Genomic DNA, 13,944 nt, shown 5'->3' with positions numbered 1-13,944 from the left:
TTAATATTACTCGCTATTTTTCATTACGTCACGCCTCTAAAATAGATGTCATAGGAGGTGATAATTATGTCTGATATTACCAAGGCGACGACTTTCATGTTGTTGTCGACGTTCAGTTTGTCTTTAAGCGGCTTAATGGCCAAGTATCTATCTGAAGTGATGCCCACTTCGTTGCTCAGTTTTGTGCGTTTTTTGTTACCCAGTCTGTTTTTATTTCTTTTTCTGACTTTTTACAAAATCAGCAAGCCGACACGAGAAATGTGGAAACCTTTGGTGATGCGGGCGATCTTTATGGTGGCGTGTCAGTGGTGTTTCCTTACTTCACTGCAAACCTTAACGCTTGTTGAAGGGGTTGTGTTGTTCAGTACGGGGCCTCTGTTTATTCCATTGTTAGAAAAGTTAATATTTAGAACCAAGATTCATACAACGACGATAGTGTGTTTAGCTGTCACCTTTGTTGGCGTAGTGATGATGGCGGGGGATTGGTCGCAGTTTGAGTTGGGTTCGGAGTTCTTTAGACCTGCGCTTCTGCTTGGGCTTCTCGCGGGGGTATTTAATTCTGGCTCGCAAGTGAGTTTGTACCGAGCGTCTAAAACCAGCCTGACTCCGGCAGAGCTTAACGCGTGGACCTTTTTAGTTGCGGCAATTATTGTGATACCAATGGTGGTGTTTACTTCTGTTTCTGCGGTGCCTGATGTACTTGAAAGTGCAGAGAAAGGAACCTTGTCGGCGTTGCTGTCTTTTGACGATTTACGCTGGATTGTTCTCGGATCACTTGGTCTTGCACTGTTTACCATCAATACCCAAATCTTCCGTTCCAAGGCGTATAAGCTTGCAGACAGTGGCTCCCAGTTGGCACCTCTGATTTTTACTAACATGCTGTTTAGCGCGCTTTGGCAGGGCTTGTTCTTTGATGATGTGTTTTCTACACAGCAGATGATTGGCATTAACCTGATTGTCGTGGCGAGCATCACCAATACATTGCTGGCAAAAAGACACAGCAAGGCGAAAGCCAAACAAAAACCGCACACCACAGTGGCTGTAGCGACTGTAGTGGACGTTGCGGTATTGGACTCGGCAGCTAAAAGCTAACCATTGAGCTATGGCTTATCCTCTGAATGGTTAGCTTAAAACTTAGAACAATGAGCGTATGTACTCTTTTACTCGGTCGATGTGTTCGTGCGGGTCAATCTCGCAGCGTTGGTTTGTTTCTAGGAATCGCTCAGCATATTTATCGTAGATTTTGTTTTCCAAAAACAGTAAATACAACTTGGGATCGATATGACCGCTGGTGGCCATGTCGGTCATGATGTTGAGTGATTCGCTTAAGAGTTTACCTTTCTTATAAGGGCGATCACTAGAGGTGAGCGCTTCAAAGACATCAGCAATTGCCATTGCTCTGGACGGCAGAGGTAACTGGTCTTCGTTTAAGCCTCTTGGGTATCCCTTACCGTCGATACGTTCGTGGTGTCCGCTGGCGATATCCGGAATGTTTTGAAGGTAAGGCGGGTAAGGCAACTTGTTGAGCATGGTGAAGGTTTGGATAATATGATCGTTGATCATGAAACGTTCTTCATCGTTTAGCGTACCACGGCGTACTTTCAAATTGTGCAGTTCACCTTGGTTGTATTTAACTTCTCCGGGCTTAAGTACAAACGCTTCTTGCCATACATCGCCAGGGTTAAAGCCATTGTCCCAAGGTATTTTATGCTCCGGTTTGTCTGCAAGCAGAGGCTCCATGACAGGCAAACCCTTTTCCTGACTTGTTGGCTCAGTTCTCTCTTTCTCAACCGACTCTTTTTGGGTGTTAAATCTCTCTTTTTCAGACCAAGACAAACCCAATTGATCATCCAGTGTACGTTTCCATTGGCGTTTGGCTATTTGATCTAAGCGTTCTAGCTGCTCTTCCGTCATAGATTCGCCGCCAAGATTACACTCAGCAACGAAGGCAAACTCCTCATCCAGTTCAGACAGGCTTTGTTCGAGTATTTTGAGTTGTTCTTCTTGTAGTGCACCGTTCGCCATCGCTTTCCAGTAATCGGTTTCCGCTTGCTGTTTCAACAACTCAAAACGCATTCGCACTTCGTGGATTCGGTCGTAAATGGTTTCCAGTTTTGTTGCCTTATCTACCACATATTCAGGCGTGGTCACCTTGCCGCAGTCATGAAGCCAAGCGGCGAGCATCAACTCTTCCCACTGTTTACTGTCCAATGAGAATTGCGGGTAATAGCGGTCATCATCTATGGTTGCTTGAGTTAGCCATTTGGTGAGCTCAGGCACTCGTTGGCAATGCCCGCCCGTATAAGGTGACTTGGTATCAATCGCCGATGCAATCAGCTCAATAAAGGCATTAAGCATGTCTTTTTGTTGCTGCATTTGGTCGATGTTGTCTTTCGCTATTTCCGCAAAGCTGAGCAACTCTCTTAAAAAGGCGTGCTTGTCTGCCTGCATCTTGGTAATTGGTCTCTCATAGCCAATTGCCACAATCCCTACCAACAGTTTCTCTCGGTTTAATAGTGGAAATAGGTACAGGTCTGAATTGAAGATCGAATCTTGGTAATAGTTGAGAACATTGTCTTTTCGGTTCAAATGGATCGTCTCACCAGACTTAAGCTGACACAGCAACCAAGGCGTGTGTTTGATGAAGTCATTGATGTCGGCTTTAAAAGGGAGAATGGCAAGGTTAGCTGCCGTATCAAACACGTCTTTCTCTTTGGATTGAGTGAAAAGGACAATAGTTTCTGCTTTGGTAATTAAATAGCTTTGATGAGCAATGTTCTTGGCTAAGATCGAAAACTCCTGATTCCCGGCGGTGTCTCGAAGTAGGGTAATCAGATCATGAAGCGTGTGTTCCATTAGCTCAATCGAGTGGGCGAGGTTAGCCACTTCTTGAATCATGCTTTTGGGATAATGAGTACGCCTGAAGTCGAACCGAGCGATGTTGTCGGTGAGTTGCATCAGCGTATTGAGCGGCTGAGACAGTCGATTAGCAACAAACCATACGATAGCGAAGCAGATGAACAACATCCCAATCGCGACCGCAACTTGCTTGTCTCGCATCGAGATAAGATCAGCGAGCAGCTCATTGTGTGGCGTCGCTTCTGCCAAGTATAAGGTGACATTTTGAGTCAGTTGAACCGGCGTTAGCGTTAGTGCCCAAGTGTTTAAGTTGTACTCAACGTTTTTTAGATTGAGGTTAAACTTCTCTTCATCAGAGATAAGCGGCGCAATAACGGACGCTTTCAATGCTTCCATCTGTTCACGTTTGGGCACATTAAAGAAGCTTTGGTCTTGCTCACTGCCAGAGAGATTCCCCGTCGTTTGGTTGTTCGTTTGCTCAGTTTTACTTGTGTCATCAGATTGGGAGTCAGGCTTGGGTACTGATAGCTCAAGTTGATGCTGACCGAGAAGATTAAAATGTTGATCGAACAAGGCGAGTCGGGTTTGCGGAGAATAAGCTAATTCACTGATCTGAGAAGAGAGGGAACTCAACGTAAAGTCGGCACCAACCACATGCTTGCCATCGGCAGAACGCCTAGAGAGCGTAATACCATTGGTTTGCAGGAAATAGAACAGATAGGGTTCAGAGAGTTGTATTGAGCCATCAGGCTTTGCGTTACGAAACCAAGGACGAGTGGTGGGGTTGAACTTACTCTCTGCTTGTCGAGTACTGATCACTTGATGTGCGCCATCAAGATAGGTAATAAAGTTTTCACCGTCTAGATTGGTGCTGCTGACCATCATGGTCGCTTTAGCGGGCGCGCTGTTTTCGGCTCTCTGTTTATTGGTGCTTAATGGACGAAAGATTCTGAAGTCACCATCTTCAGAACCATAAAATAGAGCGACCAAATTGGTGTTTTGCTTGAAGATGATATCGACCGAAGCAAGCCAAGAGTCTTTTTCGACAGCGGAAGCTTGATGAGCAACAAACGGGCTCACCGCCATCACATTTAAGGTTGTGATAACAGGGGCAATGGCTTGTTTAAATACTGATTCCAGTTTGTCGCGGTGCTCATTACTGATCTCGCGCACTGTGCCTAGCAGCAGCTCTTGGGAGTGCCGATAACTAATCGAAATCAATACCGCACCGACAAGTGTTGTCAAAATTAGGAAAAGGCTAGTGATGTGGATACTCAGCGGATATCGTCTTCTTCTCATCTAACACTCCAGTTTGTAGGCTGGTTTAAGTATTGACGAACTTGGGTAGGTTGCAAAAAATTGGCGCAATTACCGAGTGTGTGCGGTTCGACTTAGATAAGACCAAGCGCTGGCTGGCTCTGGTTAGCCACGTATTCCCGTGTCGTGTAAATGAACCAGTAATAAACCTTTATGTTTGGGTGCTAATTGTCACTTTCAGCTGATAAACTGGCCGAATTGTTGCCATTAGGCATTCATTTTCTGAAGTATTCTTTTCCTGAAAGAGATTCAGAGTTACTTTCTGAAAAACGTATTTTGACCGAGCGAAGAGGGCATTGATTCATGGAACTCAAAGTAGATACTCACACCCACACATACGCAAGTGGTCATGCTTACAGCACATTGATCGAAAACGCCAAGTCGGCAAAGCAAAATGGTTTAGCCATGTTTTGTACTACTGATCATTCAGAATCAATGCCGGGCGCGCCACACTATTGGTTCTTCAGCAATCAGCGTGTGCTCCCTCGTTTTATTGAAGATGTCGCAATTATTCGAGGTGTTGAGTCAAACATCATGAACACACAGGGTGAAATCGACATTCATCCGAGTGTGGATAAGAACTTGGATTGGGTGATCGCGAGTTTTCATGAGCCAGTATTTCGCCCATCGGATGTCGCTACCCATACAGAAGCATTGTTGAATGTGATTAAGGGCGGTCGAATTGATGCGCTTGGTCACTTAGGCAATCCTAATTTTGATTTCGATTTCGAAGCCGTTATTCAATGTGCGGTTGAGAACAACGTGGCGATTGAGATCAACAACACCACACTCAAAGGCAATAGCCGAGTTGGCAGTGTTGACCGCTGCTATGAGATTGCAAGAATAGCGAAAGCGAAGGGTGCATTTATTACAACAGGCAGCGATGCGCATTTCTGTTTAGATGTCGGTGGCTTAGACTTAGTCGCAGCATTGTTAGATGAAGTGGGCGTAGATTCGAGTAAAGTGATTACCCATTCGCCAAAGCAGTTCCTAGCCTTTTTGGCCTTGCGCGGTCGTAATGAAATCCCAGAATATTCAGATCTTGTTTAAGAGAATGTCGGCGGGTTTGCATTTCGACACAATCAATTTTTGTGCCTGAAAGATTTTTGTATACACTAGCCGAAAATAATAAAGTCGAAGTGCCACAGTAATGACGGCTCTAACTTCAAAGACACCGCTTCACTTGGAGAAACAATGAAAACTCGCTCAATCCTTTTATCTGGCTTAATCGCTGCTGCGTTATTGTCTGGCAACGCATTTGCTAATGTCGATCTTAAGAAAAATATGCAAGAAATGAAGCTTGCATTCAAACAAGCGGCTGAAGCTCAAAGCATCGAAGAGATGCAAAAGCCTATAGTACGTATCGACACGTTAGTTGCTGAGCTGAAAACGGGTGTTTACCCAATTGAAAAAGAAGAACACTTCATGGAAGGCTTCAAAAAAATTAGTGTATCAATTGATAGCATTGAGCAGAAGCTAGACCAAGGTGACTTTGAATCTGCACAGCAAGAACTTCGTACTATTGACGGCCTTCGTGAAGAGTATCACGAGAAGCGTAATCCGAGTATTTGGAGCAAGATCTTCGGTTAAACAAACCAAGACTAAAAACAAGTAACGTATATAGCGCCGACTTACATCTCCTTCTTGAGAGGACGAAGTAAGGCGGCGTTTTTTATTGCCTATTTTCCCGAAGGCTTACTGCAAAGAAATACGCAATACTTTCTTAGCTCTGATGCTGTAACCGGTTTATAACGAAAAAGAGTGTGCGTTAGCTTCAATTTTTTAACCTGATGTTAATCTTTACGTGTACCTATATTCCAAGTGCCTCATAATAAGGGAAATTTATAAAAATTTGGAATGATGCGCCGAACCTCGTTCAACTTCTCTATGTTACTTGCAACAGCACTAAGCTGGGCGTTGGTAACATTAATGCCTGTTATCAATGCTCATGGTAATAGTGCGGGAGTATGGGCGTCGTTATGTACGGTCAATGGCTTTGAATTGGTTCAAATCGAAGAAGGCGAACCTAATACTCATAAAGGAAAGCCGTGTCCGTTTAGCCATTTTTCCACGTTTCACCAAGATGAACTTCCCACTACACTACTGACAACTCGACTGAGTTCTATTGTCTCCGACAGCTACGCTTTTTTGGCTCTAAGCGAACGCTACACGAGGCAAGCCCCGCGCGGCCCTCCCTTTGTTATTGCTTAAACCTAACCCATTAAAATAATTAAAAAATAAAGTATTAAGTAAAGTTAAACATGCTCAGATTACTTTCTGATTTTTCAGAAGGTATGTTTGCGTGTGTCAAAGGAAATTATAATGTTGAGAAATGAATCTCAAACCCCTGCGAAAGCACAAGCAACTTCGCAGTCTAAAAGCAGTGCAACAACCGGTTCGGAAACCAATATAAAAAGCAAAGACCGCAATAAAACCCTCTATTTCCTCACATGGCGCTGGCACTTCTATGCTGGGCTATTTGTTATCCCGTTTATGTTAATGCTGAGCATTACAGGTTTGGTGATGCTGTTTGATGATGAAATCGAATTGACTTTCCACCACGAAGCCCTAGAGATTGTTGCATCGGGCGAGCCGATTAAAGTGTCACAACAGTTAGCTGCAGTACAACTTCAATACCCACAAGGTTCGGTTACCCAGTTTGTTCCGAGCAAAGCTCCTGATCTGGCTAACCGCTTTTCGGTAGCACTTGTAGACGGCACATCGGTCTTCGCCACGGTAAATCAATATACGGGCGAAGTGGTCGGAGAGATTCCGCGTAGCGACAGCCTGTACCAACTCGCGAATGACATTCACGGCACTTTGTTGATTGGTGATTGGGGTGATTATCTAATTGAAGTCGCAATAAGCTTGTCTATTCTGTTGCTCATCAGTGGTATTTACTTATGGTTACTTAGAGATAACGCGAGCCGCGCTGGTTTTCTTAAGCTTCGATTTGGTTCAGGAACGCGTATTTTAATGCGTGATCTGCATGCGAACATTGGAGGTGTGTTATCGCTCGTTCTGTTGTTGTTTATTCTGTCTGGATTGGCATGGACAGGTTTTTGGGGCGGTAAGCTTGTTCAAGCATGGAGCACTTTCCCTGCTCAAATGTGGGACGATATTCCGTTGTCTGATAAGACGCACGCTTCCCTCAACCATGGCTCAGAAGAAGAGCTACCTTGGAACTTGGAGCAAACACTATTGCCTTTGTCTCAAGATAAGCCAGCAGAACACGTTCATCATGTGGAAGAGGCGACGGAACCTCATGATCACTCTAAGATGGGTGAAGATCACTCTCAACATGTGTTGTTAGCAAGCAACTTCGACATTGATGACGTTACTGAAAAAGCATACTCACTTGGCTTTACACGATACAAGGTGAATTTCCCGCGTTCAGAAACGGGTGTTTACACGGTCACAGCCAACACTATGGGCGGTGACATCATTGATCCAACGCAGGACCGTACTACGCACCTCGACCAATACTCAGGTCGTATTCTGGGTGAGGTGACATGGCAAGATTATAACTTCATTGCCAAAACGTTAGCGGTAGGTATTTCATTGCATCAAGGTGACATCAACATCATTAACAAGCTTCTAAATGCTTTGTTTTGTTTGGCGTTCATTGTTGTGTCCGTGACTGGCGGTGTGATGTGGTGGATACGTAGACCTTCAGGTCAAAGAAAGCTTGGCACGCCACCGAAGTTTGGCGATGCAGGGCTTTGGAAGACAGGTTTAGTGATCGTGATAGTTATTTCAGTACTGTTTCCACTGGCGGGAGCGACGATCGTGACAGCAATGCTGCTGGATTGGTTACTATTTTCACGCGTTGAGAAATTCAAGACGGCATTGAGTTAATTGATATACAAACTGACCTCCTTTTTGAGGAGGTCAGTTTCATTATTCAGATGACATGCTCTGTTTATTAAGAAGACGTTAGACTTGTACAGCTCTATATTTGATAAAGCTCTAGATTTCATAAAGCTCTAACGGAAGCCCGTCAGGATCGGCAAAAAAAGTAAATGCTTTACCTGTAAATTCATCAATTCGGATCTGTTCGACTTCGATTCTTTGTTCTTCCAAATAGCTTTTGATTTGTTGAACGTCATCAACACAAAAAGCTAAGTGTCTTAGCCCTTGAGCTTCAGGAAAGCTAGGCCTTTCTGGCGCGTTAGGGAAGCTGAATAGTTCTATTTGAGCACCATTAGGTAGCGCTAAATCAAGTTTGTACGACTGGCGAGCCTCACGATAGTTTTCGGCAATTATCTCAAGTTTCAAAATCTCAGTGTAAAAGTGTTTCGACGCGTCGTAGTTTGAACAGATTATGGCCGCGTGGTGTATTCCTTTCAGCATCAGTTTATTTCTCCTGCCAACTTGTCACCTAAGTGCTTCATGGCGTAATCAATGAATACACGCAGTCGTGCGGGCATATACTTGGTTTGAGCAAATTGCATCGCGATAGCACCATGGTAGTTACTCTTGATGGTCCAATCTTCCAACACTTGTACCACGGAGCCTTCAGCCAACGCATCTTGAATCACGAAGTCATGGAAAATACCTACACCTAGACCTTCTTTCACACCTTTTAGTCGCATTTGCGAATGGTTAACTGCGTAACGTCCACTGACGGGTACTGTGTGAAATTCATCATCTTTAAGAAAATCCCAAATGTGATCTTTGTCTGTCTCTGCAAGATACAAACAGTCGTGTTCAGACAGCTCGGTAGGGTGGTGAGGAATCCCCTTGGCATCTAAATAGTCAGGGCTTGCACACAACACGAGGTTTGTTTTTCCTAACTCTTTCAATACTAAGCTTTCGTCGGGCTTATCAGTCAGGCGGAAAGCAATGTCGATGCCTTGACGTAAAATATCGATGTCGCCGTCAGCCGCTCTCAATTTAAGTTGGATTTCTGGATACTGATTTAAGAATGGAACAACGAAAGGCTGCAATACCGAATTCAAGAAGGCTTCAGGCGCCGCTACCGTTATCGAGCCTGCAGGTTCGGTATGGTCGGAGGTAGACAGTTCAACGGCTTGTTGCGCTGCGTTGATCATCACCACACTCTGATCATAAACCAATTGACCCGCTTGCGTAATGATAAGGGTACGAGTGGTACGCTCAAACAGTTTCACCGATAGCGCTTTTTCCAAGCGGGTGATGAGCTTACTCAAGGCTGATGGTGTCACGCCTAACTGTTTTGCTGCAGCCGTAAAACTACCTTCGTTAACCACCAAAATGAACGAGGCGAGATCCGGAAGCAGGGCGATGAGTTTTGGGTTAATCATAAGTATCCAGTTAAGCTAGTTTCAACGATGAACTTAATGGTCATTGTGAGCGATTTACTTTGATTTGTGAATCAATTTCATTAATTGATTGACGTGATTGCTCTGATAGGTTGTTGTGTTTGAAGCTCATCTGTATAGCGGCGTTGCTGCTGCGCATTCTGAGATGAAAAATTGAGATTTGATATGAAAGCGAAATTAGACGGAAATTATAGCTAATTTGGCGTTTAAAAAAGCAGGTGAAGGGCGTTAATGTGCCCTATGTCACTGGGATGAACTATTATTAGTGCCTGTGATTCATTAATGTTTTTCCAACTAAAGGGATAATCGGAACGGGGATGTTAAACTAGAATATAGGCATAAGTTTTACAGTGTAAATGATCGTGTTGAGATCGTTTACATCCCTACATAAAGCGGCGCGCGATGCTGCTAAATTATAACTAGGAAGGAATGAGACAATGTCTTCTGCATTTTACCAACAGATTCAAACTCAAATCGAAGAAGTTAAAGAAGAAGGTCTTTACAAGTCTGAGCGCATTATTACTTCTGCACAAAAAGCAGCGGTTTCTATCTCGACTGGTGAAGAAGTACTAAACTTCTGTGCAAACAACTACTTAGGTCTTGCTAACCACCCAGCTCTTATCGAAGCAGCTAAAGATGGTATGGATCAGCACGGTTTTGGTATGGCTTCAGTACGTTTCATCTGTGGTACTCAAGATTCTCACAAAGAACTAGAGCAAAAGCTTTCTACGTTCCTAGGTAAAGAAGACACTATCCTTTACACATCTTGTTTTGATGCAAACGCTGGTTTGTTCGAAACAATTCTAGGTAAAGAAGACGCAATCATCTCTGACGCACTAAACCACGCATCTATCATCGATGGCGTTCGTCTGTGTAAAGCAATGCGTTTCCGTTACTCGAACAACAACATGGAAGAGCTAGAGCAGCAACTTATCGCTGCTAAAGAAGCTGGCGCTCGTCACACACTAATCGTAACTGACGGTGTGTTCTCAATGGACGGCGTAGTGGCTAACCTTCCTGCTATCTGTGACCTTGCAGACAAGTACGATGCACTAGTAATGGTTGATGACTCTCACGCAGTGGGCTTCATGGGCGAAAACGGAGCGGGTACTCACGAGTTCCACAACGTTGTAGACCGTATCGATATCATCACTGGTACTCTTGGTAAAGCAATGGGTGGCGCTTCAGGCGGTTACACTTCTGGTAAGAAAGAAGTGATCGACTGGCTACGTCAGCGTTCTCGTCCATACCTATTCTCTAACTCTGTTGCTCCTGCAATCGTATCTGCGTCTATCCGCGTTCTAGATCTTCTTGCGGAATCTGGCGACCTACGTACTCAACTATGGGAAAACTCTGCTCACTTCCGTACTCGCATGGAAGAAGCTGGCTTCACTATGGGCGGTGCAGACCACGCAATCATCCCAATCATGCTTGGTGATGCAAAAGTAGCGGCTGAGTTCGCTGAGCGCGCACTAGAGAAAGGCATCTACGTTGTAGGTTTCTCTTTCCCTGTAGTACCAAAAGGTCAAGCTCGTATCCGTACGCAAATGTCTGCTGCACACTCTCGTGAGCAACTAGACCGCGCAATCGATGCGTTCATCCAAGTTGGTAAAGACATGGGTATCATCTAATTTTAAAGGGGTGCCACGAGCATCCTTTAATTAGATAGAACAACACCCAGTAGAACATATAGATTTTTGATTCTCGCCTTACAGTTAGGCGAGATGAACTAGGTAACATTATGAAAATTAAAGCACTTTCTAAGCTAAAGCCTGAAGAAGGCATTTGGATGACCGAGGTTGAAAAACCTGAAATGGGTCATAATGATCTTCTTATTCGTATTAAGAAAACCGCAATTTGTGGTACTGACGTACATATCTACAACTGGGATGAGTGGTCACAAAACACAATCCCAGTACCTATGGTAGTAGGTCACGAATACGTGGGTGAAGTTGTTGGCATTGGCCAAGAAGTTCGTGGTTTTGAAATCGGCGACCGTGTATCTGGCGAAGGTCACATCACATGTGGTCACTGTCGTAACTGTCGTGGCGGCCGTACTCACCTTTGTCGTAACACAACAGGTGTTGGTGTTAACCGCACTGGTGCGTTCTCTGAGTTCCTTGTGATCCCTGCGTTCAACGCATTTAAGATCCCTGCAGAAATCTCTGACGATCTAGCTTCAATCTTTGACCCGTTTGGTAACGCAGTACACACAGCACTTTCTTTCGACCTAGTTGGCGAAGACGTGCTAATTACTGGTGCTGGTCCAATCGGTATCATGGCTGCAGCTGTTGCTAAGCACGTTGGTGCTCGTCACGTTGTAATCACTGACGTAAACGAATACCGCCTAGATCTTGCTAAGAAAATGGGTGTGACTCGCGCAGTAAACGTGATGGAAGAGAAGCTTGAAGACGTAATGTCTGATCTTGGCATGACAGAAGGCTTCGATGTAGGCCTAGAAATGTCTGGTAACCCATCTGCGTTCAATAGCATGCTAACTAACATGAACCACGGCGGTAAGATCTCTCTACTAGGTATTCCACCATCAGACATGGCGGTAGACTGGAACCAAGTAATCTTTAAAGGCTTGGTTATCAAAGGTATCTACGGTCGTGAGATGTTCGAAACTTGGTACAAGATGGCTTCATTGATTCAATCTGGCCTAGATCTAACACCAATCATTACTCACCACTACAAAGTGGACGACTTCCAGAAAGGCTTCGACATGATGCGCTCTGGTATGTCAGGTAAAGTAATTCTTGATTGGGAATAAGCTTTAGCTGAGTAACAAGATATTAGAAAGGCGACAGTTTTTACTGTCGCCTTTTTTACATCTCGGAACTCAAGAAAATGGGCGATATGATCAAGGTTCAGTTGCCCATTTTTTACAGCAATGAGTTGTTAACCCAATGCAGCAGCCTGCATGATTAGGCCACAGATGTAAGCGCCGTATGTACCGAGAGCGTAACCCAATACCGCCATTAGGATACCTACTGGTGCCAATGCTGGGTGGAATGCAGCCGCGACGATAGGTGCCGATGCAGCGCCGCCTACGTTTGCTTGGCTACCTACAGCCATGAAGAACAATGGTGCACGAATTAGCTTCGCCATTACAATCATCAGAAGGGCATGAATAGTTAACCATGTGATACCAATGAAGAAGTAACCTGGGTTGTCTAAGATAGCTGTCACATCCATTTGCATACCGATAGTTGCAACTAGGATGTAGATGAACGCTGAACCAACTTTAGACGCGCCGCTGTGCTCAAGGCTGCGTGTAGATTTGAAGCATGAAGCGATCAGCGCGAACGTTGTCACCATTACGATCAGCCAGAAGAAGCCAGATGTTAGGCTGTATTTCGTAAGCTCTGGCGCGTTGGTTGAGATCCACGGTGCAATCATGTCACTGAATAAGTGAGCCAAACCTGTTAAACCGAAGGCAATTGCCGTGATCTTCATGAGATCGGTTGTGGTTGTTGGGCGAGCGTTCTCTTCTTGGTACTTAGATACCGTCTCTTTTAGCTCTTCGATAGATGATGTATCTGCTTTTAACCATGCATCAATCTTCTTCTGGCGACCAGCCATGATAAGTAACACTGCCATCCAAATGTTCGCACAGATAACATCAACCGTAATCATTGCAGAGAAGAGTTGGTCATCAACCTCGAACACTTCTTTCATTGCTGCTTGGTTTGCACCACCGCCAATCCAAGAACCTGCCACCGTTGTTAGACCACGCCATACATCACCCGATACAAGGCCAGGATTTATTTGGTCGATGATCAAGATAGCCAATGGGCCGCCAATGATAATACCGACAGTACCGGTTAGGAACATGATGACGGCTTTTGAACCTAGTCCAAAGATCTTGCGCAGATCTGCAGAGATGATCAGTAGAACGAGTGCACTCGGAAGTAAGTAACGGCTTGCAACAAAGTACAGTTTAGAATTCGAAGCATCGATTATGCCGAAGCTGTTTAATAAAGAGGGAACAAAGTAACAAAGCAATAGACCCGGAACGAACGAGTAGAATTTTTTCAGTGCGCTATTTTGGCTACTTTCCGTGATAAAAACACCGCCAAGAATAACAGCTAACATGCCCATTATTACAGCATCATTAGTAATCATTATTATATCTCCTTTAAGGTGAGCGCAGAGGTCTCACTTTTTGAATTGCAGGACTATACCGATAACCGCTATTCGTTACAAATTGTAACGATAGACATGTTTTGAAATGTTTATGTTAATTTTAACGGGTTGAATTTGTGAATGCGGCGCAATACTTATTTGCGTGGTGAATGGTTGGGTTAGGGCTTGTGCAGCGTATTTAGATATATGCAATGTAACTCAAGCCTTAGAGGGTGGTCGCTATGAATTGGGGCGATGATTGAACGACTTAAATGAGTGCATATATAGCCATGTTTATGGTGTGGTTTATGCGAGGTTGGAATGTTTCAATAATGTA

At 44.4% G+C, this 13,944-nt stretch carries 11 protein-coding genes; 7 read left to right on the top strand and 4 right to left on the bottom strand.

Annotation, left to right across the window (positions count from 1 at the left end; genetic code table 11):
- Window positions 1–66: 66 nt before the first annotated feature.
- The gene (locus AB6D06_RS10980; protein ID WP_017059531.1) at window positions 67–1,092 is read left to right on the top strand and encodes a DMT family transporter; all 1,026 of its coding nucleotides are present in this window, start codon (window positions 67–69) and stop codon (window positions 1,090–1,092) included.
- A 42-nt stretch (window positions 1,093–1,134) separates the two neighbouring features.
- Here the strand turns inward: AB6D06_RS10980 and AB6D06_RS10975 are convergent, their stop codons facing one another.
- Entirely contained in the window at window positions 1,135–4,158 is a 3,024-nt protein-coding gene (locus AB6D06_RS10975) for an HD domain-containing phosphohydrolase (protein WP_372110205.1), read from the bottom strand.
- Between the two features lie 321 nt (window positions 4,159–4,479).
- Here AB6D06_RS10975 and AB6D06_RS10970 point away from each other — a divergent pair, with 321 nt between their 5' ends.
- From AB6D06_RS10970 to AB6D06_RS10955, 4 genes are all read left to right on the top strand, one after another.
- Entirely contained in the window at window positions 4,480–5,226 is a 747-nt protein-coding gene (locus tag AB6D06_RS10970; RefSeq protein ID WP_017059533.1) for a phosphatase, read from the top strand.
- A 144-nt stretch (window positions 5,227–5,370) separates the two neighbouring features.
- Window positions 5,371–5,766 (top strand): cytochrome b562, encoded by a 396-nt coding sequence (locus AB6D06_RS10965; RefSeq protein ID WP_010428861.1) that lies wholly within the window; start codon window positions 5,371–5,373, stop codon window positions 5,764–5,766.
- A 270-nt stretch (window positions 5,767–6,036) separates the two neighbouring features.
- The gene (locus tag AB6D06_RS10960) at window positions 6,037–6,387 is read left to right on the top strand and encodes a hypothetical protein (RefSeq protein ID WP_048612954.1); all 351 of its coding nucleotides are present in this window, start codon (window positions 6,037–6,039) and stop codon (window positions 6,385–6,387) included.
- Window positions 6,388–6,498: 111 nt separating this feature from the next.
- Window positions 6,499–8,034: a PepSY-associated TM helix domain-containing protein gene (locus tag AB6D06_RS10955; protein WP_372110204.1), complete on the top strand. Its 1,536-nt coding sequence runs from the start codon at window positions 6,499–6,501 to the stop codon at window positions 8,032–8,034.
- 111 nt (window positions 8,035–8,145) lie between these two features.
- On the opposite strand, the gene AB6D06_RS10950 is transcribed toward AB6D06_RS10955, so the two are convergent.
- Both AB6D06_RS10950 and AB6D06_RS10945 read right to left on the bottom strand, forming a co-directional pair.
- Window positions 8,146–8,529 (bottom strand): VOC family protein, encoded by a 384-nt coding sequence (locus AB6D06_RS10950; RefSeq protein WP_017069423.1) that lies wholly within the window; start codon window positions 8,527–8,529, stop codon window positions 8,146–8,148.
- A complete protein-coding gene (locus tag AB6D06_RS10945) occupies window positions 8,529–9,461 on the bottom strand; it encodes a LysR family transcriptional regulator (RefSeq protein WP_065584581.1) in 933 nt (310 codons plus the stop codon). Before AB6D06_RS10945 ends, AB6D06_RS10950 begins: the two co-directional genes overlap by 1 nt.
- A gap of 455 nt (window positions 9,462–9,916) precedes the next feature.
- Here AB6D06_RS10945 and AB6D06_RS10940 point away from each other — a divergent pair, with 455 nt between their 5' ends.
- Together AB6D06_RS10940 and tdh are read left to right on the top strand one after the other, a co-directional pair.
- Entirely contained in the window at window positions 9,917–11,110 is a 1,194-nt protein-coding gene (locus AB6D06_RS10940; protein ID WP_017064793.1) for a glycine C-acetyltransferase, read from the top strand.
- Window positions 11,111–11,220: 110 nt separating this feature from the next.
- Entirely contained in the window at window positions 11,221–12,252 is a 1,032-nt protein-coding gene (gene tdh, locus AB6D06_RS10935; RefSeq protein ID WP_017059546.1) for an L-threonine 3-dehydrogenase, read from the top strand.
- A gap of 128 nt (window positions 12,253–12,380) precedes the next feature.
- On the opposite strand, the gene AB6D06_RS10930 is transcribed toward tdh, so the two are convergent.
- Complete coding sequence (locus tag AB6D06_RS10930; RefSeq protein WP_372110203.1) at window positions 12,381–13,607, bottom strand: DUF819 domain-containing protein; 1,227 nt, start codon at window positions 13,605–13,607, stop codon at window positions 12,381–12,383.
- Between the last annotated feature and the right edge of the window lie 337 nt (window positions 13,608–13,944).

Origin of the sequence: Vibrio sp. 10N.239.311.G01 (genome assembly GCF_041465805.1) — a bacterium.
Lineage (GTDB): Bacteria > Pseudomonadota > Gammaproteobacteria > Enterobacterales > Vibrionaceae > Vibrio > Vibrio crassostreae_C.
Note: the sequence above shows the minus strand (reverse complement) of the source record. Positions and strands in the feature narration are given on the sequence as shown.

Bases quoted from the DNA above. Each gene is read 5' to 3' on its own strand.
- AB6D06_RS10980 (WP_017059531.1), top strand. From the start codon at position 67: ATGTCTGATATTACCAAGGCGACGACTTTCATGTTGTTGTCGACGTTC.
- AB6D06_RS10975 (WP_372110205.1), bottom strand. From the start codon at position 4,158: ATGAGAAGAAGACGATATCCGCTGAGTATCCACATCACTAGCCTTTTC.
- AB6D06_RS10970 (WP_017059533.1), top strand. From the start codon at position 4,480: ATGGAACTCAAAGTAGATACTCACACCCACACATACGCAAGTGGTCAT.
- AB6D06_RS10965 (WP_010428861.1), top strand. From the start codon at position 5,371: ATGAAAACTCGCTCAATCCTTTTATCTGGCTTAATCGCTGCTGCGTTA.
- AB6D06_RS10960 (WP_048612954.1), top strand. From the start codon at position 6,037: ATGCGCCGAACCTCGTTCAACTTCTCTATGTTACTTGCAACAGCACTA.
- AB6D06_RS10955 (WP_372110204.1), top strand. From the start codon at position 6,499: ATGTTGAGAAATGAATCTCAAACCCCTGCGAAAGCACAAGCAACTTCG.
- AB6D06_RS10950 (WP_017069423.1), bottom strand. From the start codon at position 8,529: ATGCTGAAAGGAATACACCACGCGGCCATAATCTGTTCAAACTACGAC.
- AB6D06_RS10945 (WP_065584581.1), bottom strand. From the start codon at position 9,461: ATGATTAACCCAAAACTCATCGCCCTGCTTCCGGATCTCGCCTCGTTC.
- AB6D06_RS10940 (WP_017064793.1), top strand. From the start codon at position 9,917: ATGTCTTCTGCATTTTACCAACAGATTCAAACTCAAATCGAAGAAGTT.
- tdh (WP_017059546.1), top strand. From the start codon at position 11,221: ATGAAAATTAAAGCACTTTCTAAGCTAAAGCCTGAAGAAGGCATTTGG.
- AB6D06_RS10930 (WP_372110203.1), bottom strand. From the start codon at position 13,607: ATGATTACTAATGATGCTGTAATAATGGGCATGTTAGCTGTTATTCTT.